The 26,709-nt window shown below is 56.6% G+C and carries 23 protein-coding genes and 1 other annotated feature; of the genes, 13 read left to right on the forward strand and 10 right to left on the reverse strand.

Annotated features, from left to right (window positions below; genetic code table 11):
• Nucleotides 1-106: 106 nt before the first annotated feature.
• Both acrR and mscK read left to right on the forward strand, forming a co-directional pair.
• A complete protein-coding gene (gene acrR, locus ACQG11_RS15120; RefSeq protein ID WP_032624732.1) occupies nt 107-760 on the forward strand; it encodes a multidrug efflux transporter transcriptional repressor AcrR in 654 nt (217 codons plus the stop codon).
• 113 nt (nt 761-873) lie between these two features.
• On the forward strand, nt 874-4,251 hold the full coding sequence (gene mscK, locus ACQG11_RS15125; RefSeq protein WP_426728517.1) for a mechanosensitive channel MscK: 3,378 nt from the start codon (nt 874-876) through the stop codon (nt 4,249-4,251).
• Between the two features lie 33 nt (nt 4,252-4,284).
• On the opposite strand, the gene rsmS is transcribed toward mscK, so the two are convergent.
• Nucleotides 4,285-4,479, reverse strand: coding sequence for a pleiotropic regulatory protein RsmS (gene rsmS, locus ACQG11_RS15130; RefSeq protein WP_022647275.1), 195 nt, complete (start codon nt 4,477-4,479; stop codon nt 4,285-4,287).
• 12 nt (nt 4,480-4,491) lie between these two features.
• The gene (priC, locus tag ACQG11_RS15135; RefSeq protein WP_058646028.1) at nt 4,492-5,019 is read right to left on the reverse strand and encodes a primosomal replication protein N''; all 528 of its coding nucleotides are present in this window, start codon (nt 5,017-5,019) and stop codon (nt 4,492-4,494) included.
• A 50-nt stretch (nt 5,020-5,069) separates the two neighbouring features.
• Between priC and ACQG11_RS15140 the strand changes: the two genes are divergently transcribed.
• From ACQG11_RS15140 to ACQG11_RS15180, 9 genes are all read left to right on the forward strand, one after another.
• Nucleotides 5,070-5,447, forward strand: a complete 378-nt coding sequence (locus ACQG11_RS15140; protein WP_001189855.1) for a DUF454 family protein — start codon at nt 5,070-5,072, stop codon at nt 5,445-5,447.
• Between the two features lie 151 nt (nt 5,448-5,598).
• On the forward strand, nt 5,599-6,150 hold the full coding sequence (gene apt, locus ACQG11_RS15145) for an adenine phosphoribosyltransferase (protein ID WP_000127359.1): 552 nt from the start codon (nt 5,599-5,601) through the stop codon (nt 6,148-6,150).
• Nucleotides 6,151-6,238: 88 nt separating this feature from the next.
• Nucleotides 6,239-8,167: a DNA polymerase III subunit gamma/tau gene (dnaX, locus tag ACQG11_RS15150; protein WP_023299467.1), complete on the forward strand. Its 1,929-nt coding sequence runs from the start codon at nt 6,239-6,241 to the stop codon at nt 8,165-8,167.
• Nucleotides 7,497-7,561, forward strand: a sequence feature (DnaX frameshifting element). It overlaps the preceding gene by 65 nt.
• Nucleotides 8,168-8,220: 53 nt before the next feature.
• A complete protein-coding gene (locus ACQG11_RS15155; protein ID WP_003858972.1) occupies nt 8,221-8,553 on the forward strand; it encodes a YbaB/EbfC family nucleoid-associated protein in 333 nt (110 codons plus the stop codon).
• A complete protein-coding gene (gene recR, locus ACQG11_RS15160) occupies nt 8,553-9,158 on the forward strand; it encodes a recombination mediator RecR (protein ID WP_006809843.1) in 606 nt (201 codons plus the stop codon). Before ACQG11_RS15155 ends, recR begins: the two co-directional genes overlap by 1 nt.
• Before the next feature lie 110 nt (nt 9,159-9,268).
• Nucleotides 9,269-11,143: a molecular chaperone HtpG gene (gene htpG / locus ACQG11_RS15165; protein ID WP_015571245.1), complete on the forward strand. Its 1,875-nt coding sequence runs from the start codon at nt 9,269-9,271 to the stop codon at nt 11,141-11,143.
• 229 nt (nt 11,144-11,372) lie between these two features.
• On the forward strand, nt 11,373-12,017 hold the full coding sequence (gene adk / locus ACQG11_RS15170) for an adenylate kinase (RefSeq protein WP_022647279.1): 645 nt from the start codon (nt 11,373-11,375) through the stop codon (nt 12,015-12,017).
• Nucleotides 12,018-12,141: 124 nt separating this feature from the next.
• Nucleotides 12,142-13,104 (forward strand): ferrochelatase, encoded by a 963-nt coding sequence (hemH, locus tag ACQG11_RS15175; protein ID WP_017383216.1) that lies wholly within the window; start codon nt 12,142-12,144, stop codon nt 13,102-13,104.
• A 62-nt stretch (nt 13,105-13,166) separates the two neighbouring features.
• Nucleotides 13,167-14,471, forward strand: a complete 1,305-nt coding sequence (locus tag ACQG11_RS15180) for an inosine/guanosine kinase (RefSeq protein WP_022647280.1) — start codon at nt 13,167-13,169, stop codon at nt 14,469-14,471.
• Nucleotides 14,472-14,577: 106 nt separating this feature from the next.
• Here the strand turns inward: ACQG11_RS15180 and ybaL are convergent, their stop codons facing one another.
• On the reverse strand, nt 14,578-16,254 hold the full coding sequence (ybaL, locus tag ACQG11_RS15185) for a YbaL family putative K(+) efflux transporter (RefSeq protein WP_022647281.1): 1,677 nt from the start codon (nt 16,252-16,254) through the stop codon (nt 14,578-14,580).
• Between the two features lie 232 nt (nt 16,255-16,486).
• Entirely contained in the window at nt 16,487-17,707 is a 1,221-nt protein-coding gene (locus ACQG11_RS15190) for an MFS transporter (protein ID WP_022647282.1), read from the reverse strand.
• 164 nt (nt 17,708-17,871) lie between these two features.
• Here ACQG11_RS15190 and ushA point away from each other — a divergent pair, with 164 nt between their 5' ends.
• Nucleotides 17,872-19,524 (forward strand): bifunctional UDP-sugar hydrolase/5'-nucleotidase UshA, encoded by a 1,653-nt coding sequence (ushA, locus tag ACQG11_RS15195; protein WP_023305601.1) that lies wholly within the window; start codon nt 17,872-17,874, stop codon nt 19,522-19,524.
• 92 nt (nt 19,525-19,616) lie between these two features.
• Here ushA and ybaK read toward each other — a convergent pair whose 3' ends face one another.
• The 3 genes from ybaK to copA form a co-directional block, all read right to left on the reverse strand.
• A complete protein-coding gene (ybaK, locus tag ACQG11_RS15200) occupies nt 19,617-20,096 on the reverse strand; it encodes a Cys-tRNA(Pro)/Cys-tRNA(Cys) deacylase YbaK (protein ID WP_010428207.1) in 480 nt (159 codons plus the stop codon).
• A 198-nt stretch (nt 20,097-20,294) separates the two neighbouring features.
• Nucleotides 20,295-21,089 carry a TraB/GumN family protein gene (locus ACQG11_RS15205; RefSeq protein WP_023299471.1) on the reverse strand — a complete coding sequence of 265 codons (795 nt, stop codon included), beginning with the start codon at nt 21,087-21,089 and terminating at the stop codon, nt 20,295-20,297.
• A gap of 103 nt (nt 21,090-21,192) precedes the next feature.
• Nucleotides 21,193-23,691 (reverse strand): copper-exporting P-type ATPase CopA, encoded by a 2,499-nt coding sequence (gene copA, locus ACQG11_RS15210; protein ID WP_163347389.1) that lies wholly within the window; start codon nt 23,689-23,691, stop codon nt 21,193-21,195.
• Nucleotides 23,692-23,799: 108 nt separating this feature from the next.
• Between copA and cueR the strand changes: the two genes are divergently transcribed.
• Nucleotides 23,800-24,210: a Cu(I)-responsive transcriptional regulator gene (cueR, locus tag ACQG11_RS15215; RefSeq protein WP_017383222.1), complete on the forward strand. Its 411-nt coding sequence runs from the start codon at nt 23,800-23,802 to the stop codon at nt 24,208-24,210.
• Here cueR and ACQG11_RS15220 read toward each other — a convergent pair.
• From ACQG11_RS15220 to ACQG11_RS15230, 3 genes are all read right to left on the reverse strand, one after another.
• Nucleotides 24,207-24,659 (reverse strand): NfeD family protein, encoded by a 453-nt coding sequence (locus ACQG11_RS15220; RefSeq protein ID WP_023305604.1) that lies wholly within the window; start codon nt 24,657-24,659, stop codon nt 24,207-24,209. The two genes, cueR and ACQG11_RS15220, sit on opposite strands and share 4 nt — an antisense overlap.
• Nucleotides 24,656-25,570, reverse strand: a complete 915-nt coding sequence (locus ACQG11_RS15225; protein ID WP_008499312.1) for an SPFH domain-containing protein — start codon at nt 25,568-25,570, stop codon at nt 24,656-24,658. Before ACQG11_RS15225 ends, ACQG11_RS15220 begins: the two co-directional genes overlap by 4 nt.
• Before the next feature lie 154 nt (nt 25,571-25,724).
• Nucleotides 25,725-26,579 (reverse strand): hypothetical protein, encoded by an 855-nt coding sequence (locus tag ACQG11_RS15230; protein WP_058646023.1) that lies wholly within the window; start codon nt 26,577-26,579, stop codon nt 25,725-25,727.
• Between the last annotated feature and the right edge of the window lie 130 nt (nt 26,580-26,709).

The following is a 26,709-nucleotide window of genomic DNA, read 5'->3' on the forward strand; positions in this document are numbered from 1 at the left end:
AGGGTCCTGAGTCTAAAAACCCATTGCTGCGTTTATATTATCGTCATGCTATGGTACATACATTCATAAATGTATGTAAATCTGACTCCTGTAAATTCATCAACGTATGGCACGAAAAACCAAACAACAAGCGCTGGAAACCCGACAACACATTCTGGATGTGGCAATGCGTTTGTTCTCACAGCAGGGTGTTTCGGCAACCTCGCTGGCGCAGATTGCTCAGGCCGCGGGCGTCACGCGGGGAGCGATTTACTGGCATTTTAAAGACAAGTCAGATCTGTTTGGTGAAATCTGGGAGCTTTCAGAGTCCAGCATCAGCGATCTTGAGAGTGAGTATCGGGCAAAATTCCCTCACGATCCACTCTCAGTATTAAGAGAAATATTAGTATATATCCTTGAAGCGACTGTTGTGGAAGAACGCCGACGTCTGATGATGGAAATCATCTTCCATAAATGTGAGTTTGTTGGCGAAATGGCGGTGGTTCAGCAGGCGCAGCGCGACCTGTGTCTGGAAAGCTACGATCGCATCGAGCAAGTTCTTAAGGAATGTATGCAGGCCGACATGCTTCCCGCTACGCTGTTAACGCGCCGGGCGGCGATCCTGATGCGCAGCTATATTTCCGGCCTGATGGAAAACTGGCTTTTCGCCCCGCAGTCGTTCGATCTGAAATCAGAGGCGCGCAGCTACGTCGCGATTTTCCTGGAGATGTGCCAGCTTTGCCCGACCCTCCGCAGCGAGGGAGCGCCGCTTACTGCCTGAATCTTTCCAGGAAATGTCTTAGAGGATTACCTTCCCGCTATTCTGCTTTAGCCGGGCGTGATATTCTTCACGCCCGACTATTTTCGGTCATTTCTCAGATCACATTCACGACTATGCTGCACACCTATCGCTCGACACATTCTGTTCTGGCCGTTTTTTTGATCCTGCTGTTTTTCTTTGCAGCCGCACCGCATTCCTGGGCCCGTGCAGACAACGGCAGTGACGTCCCGACGCGTGCCGAGGTTCAGTCGCAACTCGACACCCTGAATAAACAAAAAGATCTCTCCGCCCAGGAAAAGCTCGTTCAGCAGGACCTGACGGAAACCCTGGATACGCTGGATAAGATCGATCGCATCAAAGCCGAAACGACCCAGCTGCGGCAGAAGGTCGCTCAGGCGCCGGAGAACATGCGTAAAGCAACGGAGGCCCTGAACGCGCTTAGCGACGTTGATAACGACGATGAAACCCGAAAAACGCTTGCCACGCTTTCGTTGCGCCAGCTTGAGTCGCGCGTGGCGCAGCTGCTGGACGATCTGCAAACGGCGCAGTCCGATCTCTCGACCTATAACAGCCAGCTGGTTTCGCTGCAAACCCAGCCTGAGCGCGTGCAGAACGCCATGTATTCTGCATCGCAACAGCTACAGCAGATACGTAACCGTCTGAATGGCATTACCGTGGGGGAAGGGGCGCTTCGACCGACCCAGCAAACGCTGCTGAACATCCAGCAGACGCTGCTGAACGCGGAGATTGAACAGCAGCGTAAGAGTCTGGAAGGCAACACGGTGTTGCAGGATGCGCTGCAAAAACAGCGTGACTACGTGAACGCGAATATCAACCGGCTCGAGCATCAGCTTCAGCTGTTGCAGGAGGCGGTGAACAGCAAGCGCCTGACGCTGACCGAAAAAACGGCGCAGGAAGCGGTCTCGCCAGACGAAACGGCGCGTATCCAGGCCAATCCGCTGGTGAAGCAGGAGCTGGAAATTAACCATCAGCTGAGCGAGCGCCTGATTCAGGCGACTGAAAACGGCAGCGCGCTGGTGCAGCAGAATATTAAAGTCAAAAACTGGCTGGATCGCGCTTTGCAGGCTGAGCGCAATGTCAAAGAGCAGATTGCCGTCCTGAAGGGAAGCCTGCTGCTGTCGCGCATTCTTTACCAGCAGCAGCAGACGCTGCCGTCCGCCGACGAGCTGGAAGACATGACCAACCGCATTGCGGATTTGCGTCTTGAACAGTTTGACGTTAACCAGCAGCGCGATGCCCTGTTCCAGAGCGATACGTTTGTTGCCAAAGTGGAAGAAGGCCATTCAAGTGAAGTAAACGGTGAAGTTCACGACGCGCTGTTGCAGGTTGTGGATATGCGCCGCGAACTGCTCGATCAGCTTAATAAGCAGCTGGGCAACCAGCTGATGATGGCGATTAACCTGCAAATCAACCAGCAGCAGCTGGTGAGCGTGTCTAAAAGCCTCCAGGAGATCCTGACCCAGCAGATTTTCTGGGTGAACAGCAACAAACCCATGGACTGGGACTGGTTTAAATCTTTCCCTGAAACGCTGAAATCCCAGATCAAAAGCATGAAAATTACCGTGAACTGGGAGAAAGCCTGGCCTGCGGTGATGATTGCCTTCCTTGCGGGTCTGCCTTTGCTGCTCATCGCCGGAGTAATACGCTGGCGTTTGAAATGGCTGAAGCAGTACCAGGCGAAGCTGGCCTCGGAAGTGGGGCAACTGCGTAACGACAGCCAGCTGCACACCCCGAAAGCGATCCTGATCGATCTGATCCGTGCTCTGCCGGTCTGCCTGCTGATCCTCGCCGTCGGCCTGATCCTGTTGACCATGCAGCTCAATATCAGCGACCTGCTGTGGGCGTTCAGCAAAAAGCTGGCGCTGTTCTGGCTGGTGTTTGGTCTGTGCTGGAAAGTGCTGGAAAAAGACGGCGTCGCGGTCCGACACTTCAACATGCCGGAGAAACTCACCAGCCACTGGCGTCGCCAGATTGTACGTATCAGCCTCGCGCTGTTGCCGCTGCACTTCTGGTCCGTTGTGGCCGAGCTTTCGCCGCTGCATCTGATGGATGACGTGCTGGGACAGCTGGTAATTATGCTGAACCTGCTGCTGATAGCCGTCCTGATGTGGCCGATGTGCCGCGACAGCTGGCGTGATAAAGAGTCCCACAATCTTCGTCTGGTTACCGTAACGGTGCTGGCGATCATTCCGCTGGCGCTGATGGTGCTGACGGCAACGGGTTACTTCTATACCACGCTTCGTCTGTCAGGCCGCTGGATTGAAACCGTGTATCTGGTGATCCTGTGGAACCTGCTGTTCCAGACCGTGCTGCGCGGTTTGAGCGTGGCGGCGCGCCGCATTGCGTATCGTCGTGCTGTTGCCCGTCGACAGCATCAGGTTAAAGAGGGGGCTGAAGGGGCTGAGCCGCAGGAAGAGCCGACCATTGCCCTGGAGCAGGTCAACCAGCAAACGATGCGTATTACCATGCTGGTGATGATTGCGCTGTTTGCGGTGATGTTCTGGGCCATCTGGTCTGATTTAATTACCGTCTTCGCCTACCTCGACAGTATCACCCTCTGGCAATACAACGGTACCGAAGCGGGCGCTGCGGTAATGAAAAGCGTCACCATGGGCAGCCTGCTCTTTGCGCTGGTGTCGTCGGTGGTGGCCTGGGCGTTGAGCCGCAACCTGCCTGGTCTGCTGGAAGTGCTGGTGCTCTCAAGGCTGAACCTGCGTCAGGGGGCGTCGTATGCCATTACCACCATCCTGAACTACGTCATTATTATTGTCGGGGCGATGACGGTATTCGGCTCGCTGGGCGTCTCGTGGGATAAACTCCAGTGGCTGGCGGCGGCGCTGTCGGTAGGTCTGGGCTTCGGCTTGCAGGAGATCTTCGGTAACTTTGTTTCTGGCCTGATAATCCTGTTCGAACGTCCGGTGCGTATCGGCGATACCGTCACCATCGGCACCTTCTCCGGGACCGTCAGCAAGATCCGTATTCGTGCGACCACCATCACTGACTTCGATCGTAAAGAGGTGATCATCCCGAACAAAGCCTTCGTGACCGAGCGACTGATCAACTGGTCGCTTTCGGATACTACGACGCGCGTGGTGGTCCGACTCGGGGTGGCCTATGGTTCAGATCTGGATAAAGTGAAAGAGGTCCTGCTGGAAGCCGCGAAATCACATCCTAAAGTGATGCACGATCCTGCGCCTGACGTGTTCTTCACCACCTTCGGGCCAAGCACGCTGGATCATGAGCTGCGCCTGTACGTACGCGAACTACGCGATCGCAGCTACACCGTCGATGAGCTGAACCGCACCATTGACCGTCTGTGCCGTGAAAACAACATTAATATCGCCTTCAATCAGCTTGAGGTTCACCTGCGTAACGAGAAAGGTGACGAACATACGGAAGTGAAGCGCGAGATTAAGGGTGACGAAAACTCCGCCCCTCACCCTGCCCTCTCCCCAGAGGGGAGAGGGTAAAAAGCGAATCAGGGCAGATCTTTCAAACCGCACCTAACGGTCCCCTCTCCCTCCAGGGAGAGGGCTAGGGTGAGGGTGAGGGCAACCGGCCTTCACCTTTCCCTCAAAATCCCGCCGCACAATCTCCAGCGCTTTCAGCACCGTCTCCGCCGGGATCTCGTGATTCTCCAGCAGCATAATTAAATCGACGGCCAGCTTGACCTCGTCGGGGGCATTTTCCAGTGACATTAGTGGCTCCTGTTAACGGGTCAGGCGTTCAATGACGCGTTCAATCTCATCCAGCGCCTGACGGCAGCGGACGATGCGGCCTTCCAGCGCGCTGATTTCACGCATTAATAACTGCTGCTGTTGCAGCGTTTCGCTGGTGGTCAGGCGGGCTTCGCGCTCACACTTCATCTCAAACAGACGCCGCTCAAACTCCTGGTTCTCCAGCCGCTTGCGCTGCCATTTTCCGAGCCCAGGCGAGGCGCTGTCCCACGCCCGTAGCGGCCAGGCGGCGATTTCGCGGTGCAGGGCGGTGATCTGCTCGGTAAGATGCTCCGCAAGCCACACCACCTGTTCCTGCTGTTCACTCTCAACCGCGTGGCGAAGCTCGTCGAGGTTGGTCTGCATCTCAGCAAGGTAATCCTGAATGACGGTACTGCGGGTGCGGAAGAGCTGCCGATCAAAGCGCGGTTTCAGCGTAGCATGTCCCATCAGCGGTGTGGCCTGCGCCCGCAGCGCGATCAGCTGATTTTGCAGCCTCTCAAGAAGCAGTGCTGTTTTCAATGCGCTCTCCAGTGGTAAAGTAGCCGTTCAGTTTGATAACGATTCGCATTATGCAGCGTACTATTTTAATCATCATTGGCTGGCTCGCGGTAGTGCTGGGTACGCTAGGCATCGTATTGCCCTTGCTGCCGACCACCCCGTTCATCCTGTTGGCCGCCTGGTGCTTCGCCCGCTCGTCGCCGCGTTTTCACCACTGGCTCCTGTACCGTTCGTGGTTTGGCGGCTACCTGCGGCACTGGCAAAAACACCGGGCCATGCCGCCCGGGGCCAAGCCGCGCGCCATTGCCTTCATCCTGATCACCTTCGCCGTCTCGTTATGGCTGGTGAAAATGATGTGGGTGCGCATTCTGCTGCTGGCAATCCTGGCCTGCCTGCTGATCTTTATGTGGCGGATCCCCGTGGTTGATGAAAAGCAACAAAAGCACTGAAGCCTCATCATGGCGGTTGCAATTATGGCGCACAGCCAGTAAATTCGACCGTTTTCGAGCACAGGTGCGCCTGGTCAAAGGTTAAACAACTGTTACTTTGACCGACTCGTCGCGCGCCGTGAGTAACACTGTTTCATTTAGGCACAAACCGATGACCGCAACTGCACAGCAGCTTGAATATCTGAAAAATAGCATCAAAAGTATCCAGGATTATCCAAAGCCTGGCATTCTTTTCCGTGATGTCACCAGCTTGCTGGAAGACCCGAAAGCGTACGCCCTCAGCATTGAACTGCTGGTTGAGCGTTATAAAAACGCCGGGATCACCAAAGTAGTAGGTACCGAAGCCCGTGGCTTCCTGTTCGGCGCACCGGTTGCGCTGGCGATGGGCGTGGGTTTTGTGCCGGTGCGTAAGCCGCGCAAACTGCCGCGTGAAACCATTGCTGAGAGCTATGAGCTGGAATACGGCACCGATCAGCTGGAAATTCACGTTGATGCCATCAAGCCAGGCGACAAAGTGCTGGTGGTGGACGATCTGCTGGCAACCGGCGGCACCATCGAAGCGACCGTGAAGCTGATCCGCCGTCTGGGCGGGGAAGTGACCGACGCGGCATTCATCATCAACCTGTTCGATCTTGGCGGCGAGCAGCGCCTGGAAAAACAGGGTATTACCAGCTACAGCCTGGTGCCTTTCCCGGGACATTAATCCCGTATCTCACAACCTCGCTCAATGGGTGAGGTTGTGATAGCATTCCCCTCCATTAATTCACCTTCCAGCGTTGCAGAGCCTGCCCATGAGTTATCAGGTGTTAGCCCGTAAATGGCGACCACAAACCTTTGCTGACGTTGTCGGTCAGGAACATGTGCTGACGGCCCTGGCGAACGGCTTGTCGCTAGGTCGCATCCATCACGCCTATCTTTTCTCCGGCACCCGCGGCGTCGGTAAAACCTCTATTGCCCGTCTGCTGGCAAAAGGTCTGAACTGCGAAACCGGGATCACCGCCACCCCGTGCGGCGTATGTGACAACTGCCGGGAGATCGAGCAGGGGCGTTTTGTCGATCTGATCGAGATCGACGCCGCCTCGCGCACCAAGGTGGAAGACACTCGCGATTTGCTCGACAACGTGCAGTACGCCCCGGCGCGCGGCCGCTTCAAGGTCTATCTGATCGATGAAGTGCACATGCTGTCGCGCCACAGCTTCAACGCCCTGCTGAAAACGCTGGAAGAGCCGCCTGCGCATGTCAAATTCCTGCTGGCGACCACCGATCCGCAAAAGCTGCCGGTCACGATCCTGTCGCGCTGCCTGCAATTCCATCTGAAGGCGCTGGACGTTGAGCAGATCCGCGCACAGCTTGAACACATTCTTGATGAAGAGAAGATCGTTCACGAGCCGCGCGCCCTGCAGCTGCTGGCCCGCGCGGCGGACGGTAGCCTGCGTGATGCGCTGAGCCTGACTGACCAGGCAATTGCCAGCGGTGACGGTAAGCTTTCCACTGACGCGGTCAGCACCATGCTCGGCACGCTGGATGACGATCAGGCGCTGTCGCTTATCGAAGCGATGATTGCCGCCAACGGTGAGCGGGTAATGACCCTCGTCAACGATGCCGCCGCCCGTGGCATTGAATGGGAAGCGCTGCTGGTCGAGATGCTCAGCCTGCTGCATCGCGTGGCGATGCTGCAATTGTCTCCGTCGGCCATTGGCGCGGACATGGCGACCATTGAACAGCGGATGCGTGAACTTGCGCGCACCGTGCCGCCGGCTGATGTTCAGCTTTATTATCAGACGCTGCTGATTGGCCGCAAAGAGCTGCCGTTTGCACCGGATCGCCGGATGGGCGTTGAAATGACGCTGCTGCGCGCGCTGGCCTTCCATCCGCGCAAGCCATTGCCGGAGCCGGAAACGCCCCGGCAGTCCTTTGCGCCGGTTGCGCCGACCGCGGTAATGTCACCGCAGCAGGTGCCACCGCAACCGGCATCGCCGCCGCCGCAGAACGTGCCGCTGTCGGATGCCACCAGTTCGGTGCTTGCCGCACGAAGCCAGTTGCAACGTGCGCAGGGAGCAACCAAACCAAAAAAGAGTGAACCGGCAGCGCCTGCAAGAGCGCGGCCGGTGAACAACGCCGCGCTTGAACGACTGGCCTCGGTAACGGAGCGCGTGCAGTCGCGTCCGGCACCGTCCGCGCTCGAGCAAAAAGCCCCGGCGAAAGAAGAGGCATACCGCTGGAAGGCGACTACCGTTGTTGAAACGGTCAAGGAAGTGGTCGCCACGCCAAAAGCGCTGAAAAAGGCGCTTGAGCATGAAAAAACGCCGGAGCTGTCCGCGAAGCTCGCGGAAGAGTCCATCGAGCGCGACGCCTGGGCCGCTGAGGTCAGCAAACTTCAGCTGCCGAAGCTGGTGGAGCAGGTCGCGCTGAATGCCTGGAAAGAGCAGGAAGGCAATCAGGTGCGTCTGCATCTGCGTCCGGGCCAGCGACATCTGAATTCCCCTGGTGCGCAAAAGGCGCTGGCCGAGGCGCTTACCGCCTTACAGGGTGTGCCGGTTGAATTGACTATCATTGAAGATGATAATCCGGCGGTGAAAACGCCGCTCGAGTGGCGACAGGCGATTTATGAAGAGAAGCTCGCGCAGGCGCGCGAGTCGATTATCGCGGATAACAACATCCAGACCCTGCGCCGGTTCTTCGACGCCGATCTGGATGAAGAGAGTATTCGCCCCCTTTGATCGTGAGTCTGACTTACGGTTGTAATCCTTAACGTGAAAGAAGAGAGAAGCCTATGTTTGGTGGAAAAGGCGGTCTGGGTGGCCTGATGAAGCAGGCTCAGCAGATGCAGGAAAAAATGCAGAAGATGCAGGAAGAGATCGCTCAGCTGGAAGTCACGGGTGAATCGGGTGCCGGTCTGGTCAAGGTGACCATCAACGGTGCGCACAACTGCCGTCGCGTTGAAATCGACCCGAGCCTGCTCGAAGACGACAAAGAGATGCTGGAAGATCTGGTTGCAGCCGCGTTTAACGATGCCGCTCGCCGTATCGACGAAACCCAGAAAGAGAAAATGGCCTCTGTTTCCAGCGGTATGCAACTGCCGCCGGGCTTTAAGATGCCATTCTGATGCAAACCAGTCCGCTGCTCACGCAGTTAATGGAAGCACTGCGCTGCCTGCCGGGCGTTGGCCCGAAGTCGGCGCAGCGTATGGCGTTTACGCTATTGCAGCGCGACCGCAGCGGCGGGATGCGCCTGGCGCAGGCTCTGACCCGCGCCATGTCAGAAATTGGTCACTGTGCGGATTGCCGGACCTTTACCGAGCAGGACGTCTGTAACATCTGCACGAACCCGCGTCGTCAGGAAAACGGTCAGATTTGCGTGGTGGAGAGTCCGGCGGACATCTACGCCATCGAACAAACCGGGCAGTTTTCCGGCCGCTATTTCGTGCTGATGGGGCATCTCTCCCCGCTGGACGGCATCGGCCCGGATGATATCGGTCTCGATCGTCTTGAACAGCGTCTTGAGTCCGAGACGATCAAAGAGGTGATCCTCGCCACCAACCCGACGGTGGAAGGGGAGGCAACCGCCAACTACATCGCCGAGCTGTGCGCGCAGTACGGCGTTGACGCCAGCCGCATCGCCCACGGCGTGCCGGTCGGCGGTGAGCTGGAGATGGTCGACGGCACCACGCTGTCGCACTCGCTGGCCGGACGACACAAGATTATTTTCTGACCAAACGGAGGCTGCGTGCGCGGCCTCCGCTTGAAAATTCCCCCCCTTATCCCCATCTCTCACTCAACGTTTTACAACCCCATTAAATGGCATTGTTGAGGTCGACTTAGATGAAAGGACAAGAAACCCGTGGTTTCCAGTCAGAAGTAAAACAGCTTCTGCACCTGATGATCCATTCCCTGTATTCCAACAAAGAAATCTTCCTGCGTGAGCTGATTTCCAACGCCTCCGATGCGGCGGACAAGCTGCGCTTCCGCGCGCTGTCCAACCCGGATCTGTACGAAGGCGATGGCGAACTGCGCGTGCGCGTCTCTTTTAATAAAGAGAACCGCACCCTGACGATTGCCGATAATGGCATCGGGATGAACCGCGACGAGGTGATCGACCATCTCGGCACCATCGCTAAATCCGGCACCAAAGCGTTCCTCGAGTCCATGGGCTCTGACCAGGCGAAAGACAGCCAGCTGATCGGTCAGTTCGGCGTAGGCTTCTACTCGGCATTCATCGTGGCGGATAAAGTCACCGTGCGCACCCGCGCCGCGGGCGACAGCGCCGAAAACGGCGTGCTGTGGGAATCCAAAGGGGAAGGCGAATACACCGTTGATGATATCACCAAAGCGGATCGCGGCACCGAAATCACTCTGCACCTGCGCGAAGGCGAAGACGATTTCCTGAACGACTGGCGCGTACGCTCCATCATCAGCAAATATTCTGACCACATCGCGCTGCCGGTTGAGATTGAAAAACAGGAAGAGAAAGACGGCGAAACCGTGGTTTCCTGGGAGAAAATCAACAAGGCGCAGGCGCTGTGGACGCGCAACAAAGCTGAAATTAAAGACGACGAGTACAACGAGTTTTACAAGCACATCGCCCACGACTTTACCGACCCGCTGACCTGGAGCCACAACCGTGTGGAAGGGAAGCAGGAGTACACCAGCCTGCTGTACATTCCGGCGCAGGCGCCGTGGGACATGTGGAACCGCGATCACAAGCACGGCCTGAAGCTGTACGTGCAGCGCGTCTTCATCATGGACGACGCCGAGCAGTTCATGCCGAACTACCTGCGCTTTGTGCGTGGCCTGATAGATTCCAACGATCTGCCGCTGAACGTCTCCCGTGAAATTCTCCAGGACAGCACCGTCACCCGTAACCTGCGTAACGCCCTGACCAAGCGAGCGTTGCAGATGCTGGAAAAACTGGCGAAAGACGATGCGGAAAAATACCAGACCTTCTGGAAACAGTTCGGCCTGGTGCTGAAAGAAGGCCCGGCGGAAGACACCGCGAACGTGGAAGCTATCGCTAAACTGCTGCGCTTCGCCTCTACGCACAACGACTCCTCCGCCCAGACCGTATCGCTGGAAGAGTACGTCTCCCGCATGAAAGAAGGGCAGGAGAAGATCTACTACATCACCGCCGACAGCTATGCGGCAGCGAAGAGCAGCCCGCATCTGGAGCTGCTGCGTAAGAAAGGCATCGAAGTGCTGCTGCTGTCTGACCGCATCGACGAGTGGATGATGAACTACCTGACCGAGTTCGACGGTAAATCCTTCCAGTCCGTTGCTAAAGCCGACGAGTCTATCGATAAGCTGGCGGATGAAGTGGACGACAGCGCGAAGGAAGCCGAGAAGGCGCTGGAGCCGTTCGTTGAGCGCGTGAAAACCCTGCTGGGCGACCGCGTGAAAGAGGTGCGCTTCACGCACCGTCTGACCGATACGCCAGCCATTGTCACCACCGATGCGGACGAAATGAGCACCCAGATGGCGAAACTGTTCGCTGCGGCGGGCCAGGCCGTGCCGGAAGTGAAATATATCTTTGAGCTTAATCCGGATCATCCGCTGGTGAAACGCGCGGCGGATACCCAGGACGACGCCCGCTTTGCGGAGTGGGTTGAACTGCTGCTGGATCAGTCCCTGCTGGCCGAGCGCGGCACCCTGGAAGATCCTAACCTGTTCATTAAACGTGTGAATGCGCTGCTGCTGGCGTAATACAAAACCTACCCCTCACCTTGGCCCTCTCCCCAAAGGGGAGAGGGTATAATCGTCCCCTCTCCCCTTTGGGGAGAGGGTTAGGGTGAGGGGGCATTCTCGCACTAACCCAAATAATCTCCCCCCGTTAACCGTTTCAGCCTCCCCGCCTTCCTTGAGCGATACCCGTTCTGGTGGTATTGTTTAGCGCTTTTGAAAAATTGAATCGACATTTGAGGGGATTTTCGCAATGCGTATTATTCTGCTTGGCGCTCCGGGCGCGGGTAAGGGAACTCAGGCTCAGTTCATCATGGAGAAATACGGTATTCCGCAAATCTCTACTGGTGACATGCTGCGTGCCGCTGTTAAATCTGGCTCCGAGCTGGGCAAACAAGCTAAAGACATCATGGACGCAGGCAAGCTGGTGACCGACGAACTGGTTATCGCGCTGGTAAAAGAGCGCATTGCTCAGGAAGACTGCCGCAATGGTTTCCTGCTGGACGGCTTCCCGCGCACCATTCCTCAGGCTGACGCCATGAAAGAAGCGGGCATCAACGTGGATTACGTGCTGGAGTTCGATGTACCGGACGAACTGATCGTTGACCGTATCGTTGGCCGTCGCGTGCACGCTGCCTCTGGCCGCGTTTACCACATCAAATTCAACCCGCCTAAGGTTGAAGGCAAAGACGACGTGACCGGCGAAGAGCTGACCACCCGTAAAGACGATCAGGAAGAAACCGTGCGTAAACGCCTGGTGGAATACCATCAGATGACCGCACCGCTGATCGGCTACTACTCCAAAGAGGCGCAGGCGGGTAACACCAAATACGCGAAAGTTGACGGCACCAAAGCCGTGGCTGACGTACGTGCAGAGCTGGAAAAAATCCTCGGCTAAGCGCACCTCTCTCACCCGGAGCCCCGGGTGAGAAAAATTCTCATCTTACCTATTACAGCAATGGGTTTCGTTTAAACGCATTTCCGCTACAATTGACAGCCTATCAAATGGTTAAGAGGCGTGAATGAGTCAGGCGAAAACCGGCATCCTGCTTGCCAATCTGGGCACCCCAGAAGCACCTACTCCAGCGGCGGTAAAACGCTACCTGCGACAATTTTTAAGCGACACGCGCGTCGTGGATACCCCAAGACTGCTGTGGTGGCCACTGCTGCGTGGTGTCATTCTGCCGATTCGTTCTCCGCGTGTAGCAAAGCTCTATCAGTCCGTGTGGATGGAAGAAGGCTCGCCGCTGATGGTCTACAGCCGTCGTCAGGAGAAGGCGCTGGCCGCCCGTCTGCCGGACATGCCCGTTGCGCTCGGTATGAGCTACGGTAAGCCATCCCTGGAAAGCGCCGTCGACTCTCTGCTGGCGCAGGGCGTTGAACACATTGTGGTGCTGGCCCTTTATCCGCAGTATTCGTGCTCCACGGTGGCTGCCGTCTGGGACGAACTGGCACGCATTCTGGCGACCCGCCGCCGTATACCGGGCATCACCTTTATCCGCGACTACGCCGATAACGAGCTGTACATTCAGGCGCTTGCCAGCAGCGCGCGCGCGTCGTTTGAAAAACACGGCGAGCCGGATCTGCTGCTGCTCTCCTATCACGGTATTCCGCAGCGTTTCGCGAACGAAGGGGACGATTACCCCCAGCGTTGCCGCGATACCACCCGCGAGCTGGTCTCCGCCCTCGGCCTGCCGCCTGAGAAGGTGATGATGACCTTCCAGTCGCGCTTCGGTCGTGAACCGTGGTTGACCCCGTATACTGATGAAACGCTAAAAATGCTGGGCGAGAAGGGCGTGAAGCACATTCAGGTTATGTCGCCGGGCTTCTCGGCGGATTGTCTGGAAACGCTGGAAGAGATTGCCGTCCAGAACAAAGAGTTCTTCATGGAGGCCGGCGGAACGAAATACGAATACATTCCTGCGCTTAACGACTCCCCTGAACACATCGATATGATGGTGTCACTGGTCACCACCCGCCGCTGATCGCGTTACGGGCCGGGTTTGTGCTACCATTCCCGGCCCGTATTCTTTGCACAGTTCAGACCATGAAATTTCCCGGTAAACGTAAGTCCAAACACTATTTCCCCGTCGATGCCCGCGATCCGCTGTTACAGCAAATTCAGCAGGAAAGCGAAACCAGCGCTGCCTGGGTGGTCGGTATCGATCAGACGCTGGTGGACATTGAAGCCAAAGTGGATGATGCGTTTGTCGCACGTTACGGTCTGAGCGCCGGGCACTCGCTGGTGATTGAGGATGACGTTGCCGAAGCGCTGTATCAGGAACTGATGCGCGAAAATCTTATCACCCACCAGTTTGCTGGCGGCACCATCGGTAACACCATGCACAACTACTCCGTTCTGGCAGACGACCGCTCGGTGCTGCTTGGCGTGATGTGCAGCAATATCGAAATCGGTGGCTACGCCTACCGCTACCTGTGCAATACCTCCAGCCGCACCGATCTGAACTATTTGCAGGGCGTTGACGGGCCGATTGGTCGTTGCTTTACGCTGATAAGCGATTCCGGCGAGCGTACCTTTGCCATCAGCCCCGGCCATATGAACAAGCTACGCGCTGAAAGTATTCCGGAAGAGGTGATCGCGGGCGCGTCTGCGCTGGTGTTGACGTCTTATCTGGTGCGCTGCAAGCCGGGCGAACCAATGCCGGACGCAACCATGAAGGCAATTGAGTATGCGAAGAAATACAACGTGCCTGTGGTTCTGACGCTGGGCACCAAATTCGTCATTGCCGACAACCCGGAGTGGTGGCAGGCCTTCCTGAAAGAACACGTCTCGATTCTGGCGATGAATGAAGAAGAAGCCGAAGCGCTGACCGGCGAAAGCGATCCGCTGCTGGCGTCTGATAAGGCGCTGGACTGGGTGGATTTGGTGCTCTGCACCGCCGGGCCGGTCGGGCTGTACATGGCGGGCTTCACGGAAGAAGAGAGCAAGCGGAAAACCCAGCACCCGCTGCTGCCGGGCGCTATCGCCGAATTTAACCAGTACGAGTTCAGCCGCGCCATGCGTCATAAAGACTGCATCAACCCGCTGCGTATCTTCTCCCACATTGCACCGTATATGGGTGGCCCCGAGAAGATCATGAACACCAACGGCGCGGGCGACGGCGCGCTGGCCGCGCTGCTGCACGACATCACCGCTAACGCCTACCACAAAACCAATGTGCCGAATTCCAGCAAACACACCTTCAACTGGCTGACCTATTCCTCGCTGGCGCAGGTGTGCAAGTACGCGAACCGCGTGAGTTATCAGGTGCTGAACCAGCATTCACCGCGCTTAACGCGTGGGCTGCCGGAACGGGAAGACAGCCTCGAAGAGGCGTATTGGGACAGGTAAAAGAAGACCCCTCACCCTGGCCCTCTCCCCAAAGGGGAGAGGGCACTTGAACACCCTCTCCCCTTTGGGGAGAGGGCTGGGGTGAGGGGACCAGGCCGCACAAAATTTACCCCGTCACCGCCTCTTCAACCGGCGGCTTCGTCAGCATTGTCAGCATCGTATTCGCAATCTCACGCTCACCCATCACCACCTGATTCGCGCCGCGCTCGGTAATGTACTCCACTTCGTCATCATAATGGGCGCGGGCTATGATTTCGATATGCGGGCATTTTTCACGGGCTGTGGCGACAATCTCGCCAGCCTCGTAACCGTTCGGGATAGTGAGCAGCAGCCAGCGAGCGCAGTCCAGATGCGCCAGATTCATAATCTCTTCGTTAGCCGCGTTGCCCAGCACCGCGCGGATGCCGCGCTCGCGAAGCTCGTCGACGCGAGTGCGTGACGTTTCAATCACTACAAGTGGAATGCCCTGAGCCATCAGTTTTTCACCCAGCAGGCTGCCGACGCGGCCAAAACCGACCAGCAGTGCGTGGTTGCAGATATCCACCGGGATCTGTTTCTCTTCTTCTGTCGCCTCTTCCAGCGTCAGCTCTTCGAGGGTTTCGGTCTTCTCGAGATATTTCTCCAGCAGGGCAAACAATACCGGGTTCAACATGATGGAGAGGATCGCCCCCGCCAGCACCAGATTTTGCCCAGCCTGTGGCAGCAGGTTCAGGGCCATCCCCAGACCAGCCAGAATAAAGGCGAACTCGCCAATCTGCGCCAGGCTGGCGGCGATGGTCAGCGCCGTGCGCGGCGAGTGACCGAACATCCGCACCAGGAAGAAGGCGGCAACGGACTTACCAAAGATGATGATTGCCAGCGTACCCAGCACGGCCAGCGGCTGCTGGATGAGGATCATCGGGTCGAACAGCATCCCGACGGAGACAAAGAACAGCACCGCGAACGCATCACGTAGTGGCAGAGTATCGTGCGCGGCACGGTGGCTCAGCTCGGACTCGTTCAGCACCATCCCGGCGAAGAACGCGCCCAGCGCAAAGGAGACGTCAAACAGCTCGACAGCGCCAAAGGCAATGCCCAGCGCCAGCGCAAGGACCGAAAGCGTGAACAGTTCACGCGAGCCGGTGGCGGCGCTGCGGGACATGATCCACGGCACCAGACGGCGGCCCACCAGCATCATGATGGCAATAAACGCCACAACCTTACCGATGGTAATGCTCATATCCAGCGCCAGCGAAGCGAAGCCGATATTCTCTTTTTCCATCATCCCGGCGACGGCGGGCAGCAGTACCAGCGTCAACACCATCACCAGATCTTCAACTATCAGCCAGCCAATCGCGATTTGCCCGCGCTGGCTGTCTATCAGCTGCCTCTCTTCAAGCGCGCGCAGCAGCACCACGGTACTGGCGGTTGAAAGACACAGCCCAAATACGATACCGGTCATGATTGACCAGCCCAGCACCGCCGAAAGCGCCATGCCCAGCAGCGTCGCCACCCCTATCTGGGCGATCGCTCCCGGTATGGCGATCGACTTTACCGCCATCAGATCCTTTAGGGAAAAATGCAGTCCGACGCCAAACATCAGCAGGATAACGCCCAGTTCCGCCAGCTCCGGTGCAAGTTTGGTATCTGCGACAAAACCCGGCGTAAAGGGTCCTGCCAGCACGCCCGCTAACAAATAGCCTACCAGGGGCGAAATACGCAGTTTGTTGGCAATCATACCGAGGATAAAAGCGAGCACAAGTCCACCAACAATGGTGGTGATAAGCGGTGTGGCGTGGTGCATTCCGTCTCCTTTCGCGATGGGTGATCCATTTTTGGTGCAAATACCAAAAAGCCGATTAATAGTTTATGACAATTTTTACGCTTATGTTTATGAATAATTGTTGAAATCACAATAAAAAGGCAATAAGCACGAAAAAAGGCAGATTTTGATAAATTTGCTGAGGGGAGGGAGAGGAAAGCCTTATGGTATCAGGTTATCCGGCTGCCAAAGTTTAACTTTGGCAGCCGTGAAGTTACGCTTTATGACGGTTGTCAGGCAGGAATATGGTCAACATCCCCAGAAGTGGCAGGAAAGCGCAGATTTTATAGACCAGGAAGATGCTGGTGTGGTCTGCAACCATCCCTAACACGGCGGCGCCAAGGCCGCCCATGCCAAAGGCAAAACCGAAAAAGAGACCGGAAACCATACCGATACGTCCCGGCAGCAGCTCTTGCGCATAGACCAGAATGGCTGAAAACGCCGACGCGAGAATAAAACCAATTATCACTGTCAATATTCCGGTCCATTCCAGCGTTGCGTACGGTAAAACAAGCGTAAACGGCGCAACGCCGAGGATAGAGCCCCAAATCACATATTTACGTCCGATTTTATCTCCCACAGGGCCGCCAATCACCGTGCCTGCCGCCACCGCAAACAGGAAGGCAAAGAGATGGAACTGGGCGTTTTGTACCGATAATCCGAATTTTTGCATCAGATAGAAGGTGTAATAGCTGCTAATGCTCGCCATATAGAAATATTTCGAGAAAATCAGCACCAGCAGCACGCTGACGGCAAGGATCACCTTATTGCGCGGAAGGGGATTGGTTATCTTCGCGACAGGTTTTCCCTTATTTACGCGATGCTGCGCGGCATACCAGCGGCTGATTTGCGCCAGGACGACAATCGCCAGCAGCGCGGCCAGCACAAACCACGCCACGTTGCCTTTGCCGTAAGGCGCGATAATTACCGCCGCCAGCAGAGGACCGAGGGAGCTACCAAAGTTCCCCCCCACCTGGAACAGAGACTGCGCCAGCCCGTGGCGTCCGCCGGAGGCCATACGCGCCACGCGGGACGATTCCGGATGGAACACCGATGAACCGGTTCCTACCAGCGCCGCGGCAACCAGTACCGCCTCAAAGCTGCCCGCCATGGCCAGCAGCACCAGCCCGCTCAGGGTGAAGCACATCCCAATGGGCAGCGACCATGGCATCGGGTATTTGTCCGTCCAGTAGCCCACCACCGGCTGTAGCAGCGAAGAGGCCAGCTGGAAAGTCAGGGTGATCATCCCGATCTGCACGAAGGTTAATGAGAACTCAGACTGCAACAGCGGGTAGATCGCCAGAATCAGCGACTGGATCATGTCGTTGAGCAGATGAGAGAGACTGATTGCGCCTAATACTTTGAAGGAAGTGCGCGATTTCGGCGGCGACGCCGGAACGCCCTGAACAGGCTGGGTTGATTCACTGATTGCCATAAATACCACGTCAATTTGTAATTAGAGATGCAGGGAGTAATTATTATCCGACTAACATACTCGTCCGTGACATTTGAAGAAAGTCGCAATTCTGAAAACTTATTTGTCTATTCTTGTGAGTCACTGTAATTTTTGCGTTTGTCTATGGGTCAGGGAGAGAGAAGATGAAGTTAATAAAGCGTGGCGTCGCGCTGGCGCTCATCGCCGCATGGGGGCTGACAAGCCTGCCCGCGCAGGCGTATGAAAAAGATAAAACCTATAAAATTACCATTCTGCATACTAACGATCATCACGGCCATTTCTGGCGCAGCGAATACGGTGAATATGGCCTGGCGGCGCAAAAAACGCTGGTGGACGGCATTCGTAAAGAGGTCTCGGCTCAGGGCGGCAGCGTGCTGTTGCTGTCGGGCGGGGATATTAATACCGGCGTACCGGAATCTGATTTGCAGGATGCCGAGCCTGATTTCCGCGGCATGAATTTAATTGGTTACGACGCGATGGCGGTCGGAAACCACGAGTTTGATAACCCGCTGAGCGTATTGCGCCAGCAGGAAAAGTGGTCCAAATTTCCGTTCCTTTCCGCCAATATTTATCAGAAAAGCACCGGCGAGCGCCTGTTTAAACCGTGGGCGCTGTTTAAGCGTCAGGATCTGAAGATCGCGGTCATCGGCTTAACCACCGACGATACGGCCAAAATTGGCAACCCTGAATTTTTCACCGACATCGAATTCCGTAAACCGGCGGACGAAGCGAAGCTGGTGATCCAGGAGTTGCAGCAGAATGAAAAACCGGATGTGATTATCGCTACCACCCACATGGGGCATTACGACAACGGTCAGCACGGCTCTAACGCGCCGGGCGACGTGGAGATGGCGCGCAGCCTTCCTGCGGGCTCGCTGGCGATGATTGTGGGCGGTCATTCGCAGGATCCGGTCTGCATGGCTTCTGAGAATAAAAAGCAGGTAGATTATGTGCCCGGCACGCCGTGCGCGCCGGATCGTCAGAACGGGATCTGGATTGTACAGGCCCACGAGTGGGGTAAATACGTTGGCCGTGCGGATTTCGAATTCCGTAACGGCGAGATGAAGCTGGTGCACTATCAGCTCATCCCGGTCAACCTGAAGAAGAAAGTGACCTACCCGGACGGCAAAAGCGAGCGGGTACTCTACACGCCAGAGATCGCTGAAAACCAGCAGATGCTCTCCCTGCTGACGCCGTTCCAGAGCAAAGGGAAAGCGCAGCTGGACGTGAAGATTGGCACGCTTAACGGACGACTGGAAGGGGACCGCAGCAAAGTCCGCTTCGTACAAACCAACATGGGGCGTCTGGTGCTGGCCGCGCAGATGGCGCGCACGAATGCGGATTTCGGCGTGATGAGCGGCGGCGGTATTCGTGATTCCATCGAAGGCGGAAACATCACCTATAAAGACGTGCTCAAAGTGCAGCCGTTTGGCAACGTGGTGGTGTATGCGGACATGAGCGGGAAAGAGGTAATTGACTACCTGACCGCCGTGGCGCAGATGAAGCCGGACTCCGGAGCGTATCCGCAGTTTGCTAACGTCAGCTTCGTCGCGAAGGACGGTAAGCTCAACGATCTCAAAATCAAAGGCGAACCTGTTGATCCGGCGAAAACCTACCGCCTGGCAACGTTAAGCTTTAACGCCACCGGCGGCGACGGCTATCCGCATATCGATAACAAACCGGGCTATGTAAATACCGGGTTTATTGATGCGGAAGTGTTAAAGCAGTTTATCCAGCAAAATTCACCGATTGACGTGAACGCGTATGAGCCGAAGGGCGAGGTGAGCTGGCAGTAGAGCGGGTGTGTTGTGCCGGGTGGCGGCTACGCCTTACCCGGCCTACATTCGAATCGTAGGCCCGGTAAGCGCAGCGCCACCGGGCAATTTTCTCAATCCCTGCGCGCAATATCCGCAAATTTCGCGTCTAGCATTTTCGCCAGATCGCCTGCGGCCAGTTCGATATCCAGCCCGCGTTTGCCGCCAGAAATATAGATCGTCTCAAATTCCTGCGAAGGCGCATCGATCAGGGTCGGCAGACGCTTTTTCTGGCCGAGCGGGCTGATCCCGCCGACCAGATAACCCGTAGTGCGTTGCGCAACCATCGGATCTGCCATATCGACCTTTTTCGCTCCCAGCGCTTTGGCCACTTTCTTCAGATCAAGCTGTCCGGCGACGGGCGTCACTGCCACGGCGAGGTGCTTCATATCGCCATTCACCGCGACCAGCAGCGTTTTGTAAACCTGGTCCGCGTTCAGCCCCAGCTTGCGCACCACTTCATCACCAAAGTTGGTTTCGTTCGGATCGTGATCGTAGGTGTGGATCCGGAAAGAAATTTTGTTTTTTTCGAGTAATTTAACGGCGGGAGTCATGGCTATCCTTCTTACGACAGACGGTTCATGCCAGCAGCATACGCCTGACGTTTGTCTAAAAAATAGCACCATCTTGCGCAATAGTATTGGCAGTGATGGTTACTTTGAGCGACAATCGGCGTAGCCGAAGGTCACTTCGGTATAATAAAAACGATGAAATTCCTCTTTGACGGGCCAATAGAAATATTGGCCATTTTTTTATTTCAGCAGCGACGGCAAATTCCCTTCTCCGTACAAATGCAACGCGCCAACCGCGACAACATAACGACCGGCAGGCAGGGCATACAGCGTCTCACGCCACGCCTGGTTGCGCGCGTTCATCAGCACATCATACAACGATTCACTGAACGTCGACGGTAACGCCAGCTTACCGTCTGCGGGCGGCGCATCCAGCCACCAGCCAATCATCGTTTGCAGCAGACGCGCGTTGGTGTGCCAGTGGGTCAGGGTATCATCCAGTAGCATCTTACCGTCATCAGGAAGCTGGCGAAGAAGCGCAATCTGGCTGTCCGTGCCTTCCAGTTCAATGACGGACAGGTTGCACGCCCGTGCCGCATTCAGCAGTTGATAATCGATACCGTAATCGCCGCGCAGCCCCAGGCGCTGCGCCTGGGTTGCCTGTAGCACCATGGCAATTTGCCACAGGGGCAGGGTGTCGAGCATTGAGAGCGAGACGCCGGACTCATCCGCAAGACGGGTAAGCTCAGCCAGCTGCGTCTCGTTAAGACGTTCAGCCAGGGGGCGGTCGCTTTCCAGCCCGGCAAACGGCGATTCATGGCCGGATATGTCGGCTTCGACGATCAGCGCGTCGGCGCGCTTCAGTAGTTTAATCAGGCCGGAGGGCAGGGGGGACATATCCTGCGTGCCCATATGAATGCTTCCCACCAGGTGCAGTTGCTGCCCACCCGGAAGCGAAATATCCATACCGGGCCAGGCATAACGGCGGGGAAAAAGGGCGCGAAACGATGTTTTTATACGATTAAACAGACCCATACGCGCTCCATAAACGGAAAGGTTCATGCTAGCGCGTGGGGAAGGGGGGCGCAATAGGCGAAAGCCGGGCGGCGCTGCGCTTACCCGGCCTGCTTCCGGGATTCTACGCTTTCGGTTTAAACCGCAGCAGACGGTTAGCGTTGCTCACCACGGTAATTGACGAGAGCGCCATCGCCGCACCCGCAACAACCGGGTTCAGCAGGGTGCCGGTCAGCGGCCACAAAATCCCGGCGGCAATCGGAATGCCGAGCGAGTTATAGACGAAGGCCCCCAGCAGGTTCTGCTTCATGTTGCGCAACGTGGCTTTCGAAATCGCCAGCGCATCCGCCACGCCCATCAGGCTGTGGCGCATCAGGGTGATTGCCGCGGTTTCAATGGCGACATCGCTCCCGCCGCCCATCGCAATACCTACGTCAGCCTGCGCCAGCGCCGGGGCGTCGTTGATGCCGTCGCCGACCATCGCCACCTGACGACCATCACGTTGCAATTTCCTGATGGCGTCCGCTTTGCCATCCGGCAGCACGCCGGCTATCACCTCATCAATCCCGGCTTCTCTGGCGATGGCGTTAGCGGTAGTCGGGTTATCACCGGTTAACATCACCAGGCGATAGCCCGCATGGTGCAGGCGTTGCAAGGCATCCACGCTGTCCTGGCGTAACGGATCGCGTACGGCCAGCAGCGCCGCCACCTGACCATCCCTCGCCAGCAGAACCGGCGTCGCGCCCTGAGAGGCCTGCGCGTTCAGCTCAGCGTCCAGCACGGACGTATCAACACCGTGTTCAGTTAGCAGTGCCTGGTTACCCAGCAGCAGCGTATGGCCTTCTGCTTCACCGCTGACCCCTAAACCGCGCAGAGTGCGGAAGTTGCTTACCTGCGGCAGGCGGGCATCACCGGCTTTCTCAAGGATGGCGCGCGCCAGCGGGTGACTGGAGCCTTGTTCCAGCGCGGCGGCCAGGCGCAGGGCATCCGTCTCCGTACAGCCAATGGTATTAACGGCCACTACCTGCGGTTTGCCCTCGGTGAGCGTGCCGGTTTTGTCAAAGACGAGGGTGTCCAGCGTGCTTGCCCGTTGCAGGGCGTCAGCATCACGGACCAGTACGCCAAATTCGGCGGCGCGTCCGACGCCAGAGATAATCGACATCGGCGTGGCCAGACCAAGGGCACAAGGGCAGGCGATGATCAGTACCGTGGTGGCGATCACCAGGGTGTAGACAATCTGCGGCGCCGGGCCGAAGAAATACCAGATTGCCGCGCTCAGCAGGGCAATACCGACCACCACTGGCACAAAAATGGCGGAGATTTTATCGGCAAGCTGACCAATTTCCGGCTTACTGCTCTGCGCCTGGCGGACCATCCGAATGATGCGTGACAGTGTGGTATGGCTCCCGACCGCGCTGGCGCGGAACAGCACGCTGCCGTCCTGTACCACCGTACCCGCATGCACCGCATCGCCCTGAGATTTCTGCTGAGGGATCGGCTCGCCGGTCAGCATCGCTTCATCCAGCCAGGCATCGCCCTGGGTGATTTCACCGTCGACGGGCACGCGGTCGCCGGTGGTCAGGCGCAGCGTCATTCCCGGCTGTACCTCTGAGAGCGGAACGCTTTTTTCCCCGTCGTCCGTGACCACGCGGGCCGTCGGCGGGGTTAAATCAAGCAATCTTTCCAGCGCTTTCGACGAACGCTGACGCGCGCGGGCTTCGAGCATATGGCCTAAGTTAATCAGACCTATAATCATCGCGCTCGCTTCATAATAGAGATGGCGCGCCTCCATCGGGAACCACTGCGGCCAGACGTTAACGCTCATCGAATACAGCCACGCCGCGCCCGTCCCGAGCGCGACCAGCGTGTCCATCGTCGCGGTGCGGTTTTTCAGGCTCTTCCAGGCGCTGGTGTAGAAATGTCCGCCTGCAAACACCATCACCGCAAGGGTAATCAGACCAATCACCAGCCACAGGGTGCGGTTGTCTGCGGTGACCATCATGTTGTCACCCATCATGCCCCACACCATCACCGGAATACCGACCAGCAGGGCGACGATCGCCTGCCAGCGGAAGCGCTTCATGGTGGCGACAGCCGTTTCCTGCTGGCGCTCGCGGCGCTCGGCATCATCTTCGATGGCCTCCGCCCCGTAGCCCGCTTTCTCCACGGCCTGCACTAAATCTGCGGCGGAGGCACTGCCCATCACCAGCGCAGTACGCTCCGCCAGGTTTACCCGTGCCTGTGCGACGCCCGGTACCGCCTGTAAGGCGTTTTGTACCCGGGAGACACAGCTGGCGCAGCTCATGCCGTTGATCAGCAGCTGTTGGCTGTCATCAATATCATCAGCTACCGGAAGCTCAGGAGTGGCCGCTGTCAGTGCTTCCGACGGGGATGATGACTCTGCCAGCGGTTTAGCCTTTGGGTGGCTTAACTCCGCCCCGTAACCGGCCTGTTTAATGGTATCAATCAGCGCGTCGGCACTGGCGCTGCCGGTCACGGCGGCATGATCGATAGTCACCTCAGCGCTTTCCACATCAGGACGCTGCTCCAGGCTTTCTTTAACACGTTTGACACAGTGGCCGCAGGAGAGGCCGTCCAGTGTCAGGTCAATAGTGTGAGACATAACAAAACTCCCGTATAATGTTCTGGTCAATTGTTGACCTTCACTCTGCTTTTCGCTAACTGTTATGAAGGTTAAACCTTCCATCAAGGGGAAGGTCAAGGGGGAAATGTGAATATCAGCGATGTTGCGAAAAAAACCGGCTTAACCAGCAAAGCGATTCGCTTTTATGAGGAAAAAGGGCTGGTGACGCCACCGTTGCGCAGTGAGAACGGCTACCGCAGCTATACGCAGCTGCATCTTGATGAACTGACGTTACTGCGCCAGGCAAGACAGGTAGGATTTAACCTTGAAGAGTGCGGCGAGCTGGTTAACCTGTTTAACGATCCGAAACGCCACAGTGCCGACGTGAAAAAACGTACGCTGGAAAAAGTGGCGGAGATCGAACGCCATATCATCGAATTACAGGCGATGCGTGAGCAACTGCTACAGCTGGCAGAATCCTGCCCGGGAGATGACAGCGCCGAGTGCCCGATTATCGACAATCTTTCCGGCTGCTGCCACCGTAAAACCCACGCCTAACAGGCTTTAACCCGCAGGGTAATGCCTTCTACCGCAATGACCTCAACCCGCGTGCCGGCGCTGAGGTCATCATCGGCCACCACCGGCCATGAACTGTCCCCCACGCGCATATGACCGCGTCCGTTGATCAGCGCGTTATCAAGCGTAAAACGTTTACCCACGATCTGCTGCCCACGCTGATTGAGATGCGCGTCGACCGGCTTCTGCGCCTTCACCCGTTTGTTCAGCCAGCGCCACCACAGCCAGGCGGCCAGCAGCGTCAGCACGGCAAACAGCGCGCCCTGCCACTCCCAGCCGACAGGCAGCAGCCAGACGACCAGCCCGGTAATCACAGCGGCAACACCGCTCCACAGCAGATAACCGTTGCCGCCAAGCATCTCGGCGGCCAGCAGCAAGCCGCCAAGGCTTAGCCAGAACGCATGAGGATGTGCAACGATGAGCTCAATCATTTTTTACGCTCGTTTCCGCTGTCTTTGATCAACTCGGCAATTCCGGCGATAGATCCCATCAGACTGCTGGCATCCAGCGGCATCATCACCACTTTGCTGTTGTTCGCAGAGCCGATCTCCTTCAGCGCATCGGTATATTTTTGCGCGACGAAGTAGTTCACAGCCTGGATATCCCCGGCGGCAATCGCCTCGGAAACCATTTGCGTCGCGCGGGCTTCCGCTTCTGCCGAACGTTCACGCGCTTCTGCCTGGAGGAAGGCAGACTGACGGTCGCCCTCGGCTTTCAGGATCTGCGACTGTTTTTCCCCTTCCGCTTTCAGGATCTCGGCCTGACGCACCCCTTCGGCTTCAAGAATATAGGCGCGTTTGGTACGCTCGGCCTTCATCTGCGCATTCATGGAAGCAATCAGCTCTGCCGGTGGGCGCACGTCGCGGATCTCAATGCGGGTCACTTTGATCCCCCACGGATTGGTGGCTTCATCAACAATGTGCAGCAGGCGGGTATTAATGCTGTCGCGCTGGGAGAGCATTTCGTCCAGCTCCATCGAGCCAAGCACAGTACGGATGTTGGTCATGGTCAGGTTGACGATCGCCAGCTCCAGGTTGCTCACCTCATAGGCCGCTTTCGGCGCATCAATCACCTGAATAAAGCACACCGCATCGATGGTGACGTTGGCGTTATCCTTAGAGATGACTTCCTGGGAAGGAATATCCAGCACCTGCTCCATCATGTTGATTTTACGCCCAATTCTGTCCATGAAGGGGACGATCAGGCTTAAACCCGGCTGAAGGGTATTGGTGTAGCGACCGAAACGTTCGACGGTCCACTGGTAACCCTGCGGGACAATTTTGACGCCTGCGCCCACGATAACCAGCGCAACGAAAATAAGGACAGGAACAACGATGAGCATAAAAACCTCCTGTTTTGCATGCCGTAACGAGAAAAATTGCGTATTTGTTGAACGTAAGTATATCGGTTAACGGGCGGGATTTCGCCCCTGTAAAGAGGTGGGAACCGGACTGGTAAAATTAAAACGCCCCGCCAGGAGAGCGGGGCGCATAGCGTTACTCTTCAGACCAGGAATAGCTGAAGTCGGTGATAAACCCATCCCCGGCGTCAGCGATGGCTTTCGATAAGCCCTGATAGTATTTTTCCAGGCCGATGGCCTCTATCTGCTGGATCTGCTCGCGAACGGGAGCGCAGAACAGTACTGCATTGCCCGCTCCGACACGTTTGTTGTTCGGCGGCAGATCGCCGGTAATCCCCTTAAACCAGGTTCTGATCCCTTGCTTTAAGCTGTGCGGCGCTTTTGCAAGATCCTTCTGGCCTGTCAGCACCTGTAAGGTGGGGAACTCATTTGCATTGACGGCGGTTTTCATGCGTGCAAAGAACGCGGTAAAAAGCTCAAAAGAGCCGAGATCCGTGACGCGAGGCTTGGTGGTTTTTCCGTTTTTATTGCCCATTTTTCCGGCAGGGGCTGTAGGCGCCGGAACCACATTGACCTTATGCAGATCCAGACCAAACAGCAGATTGCAGTGCGCCCGGCGCTCTTTAAGCGGGTAGGACATTAGCACGTCAATAAACGCTGTCGCCTTCACATCGGCCAGGTCATGGTTAATCAGCCATTGCGAGCGGGCAAATTCCGCGGGGGAAACGAACCAGTCCGGCACCTCAGTAAAGCGTCTGGATTTACCCTTGCCGTCAAACTCGAGAAAGTAAGCCCCATCATCGAAAGCAAAATAGCAGTTTTTAAAGCTTCCGATCGTGGTGTTAACGATGAGCGCCTTCTTAACAAAATCGACCACCTCTGCACCCATGACAAAACGCGTGAGTTCAGAAGAATTGATGACTTCCATTAATGTTTCCACATCTGGAACACCAGGCTTCAGGGAAGAGAACTCATAAAAGATATGTGTCATGTTGCTGACTTCCTGTAGTTATAGAGGTGACAATTACCGAACAAAAAGTTTAACACTTGCGATAGGTTAAGGCTATTCGCGCAGCGTAGCGGAAAGGAATATGCTAAAGGCTGTTCTTATCACAGCGGTT

This window comes from Enterobacter cloacae complex sp. 372C4 (assembly GCF_050030615.1).
GTDB lineage: Bacteria > Pseudomonadota > Gammaproteobacteria > Enterobacterales > Enterobacteriaceae > Enterobacter > Enterobacter intestinihominis.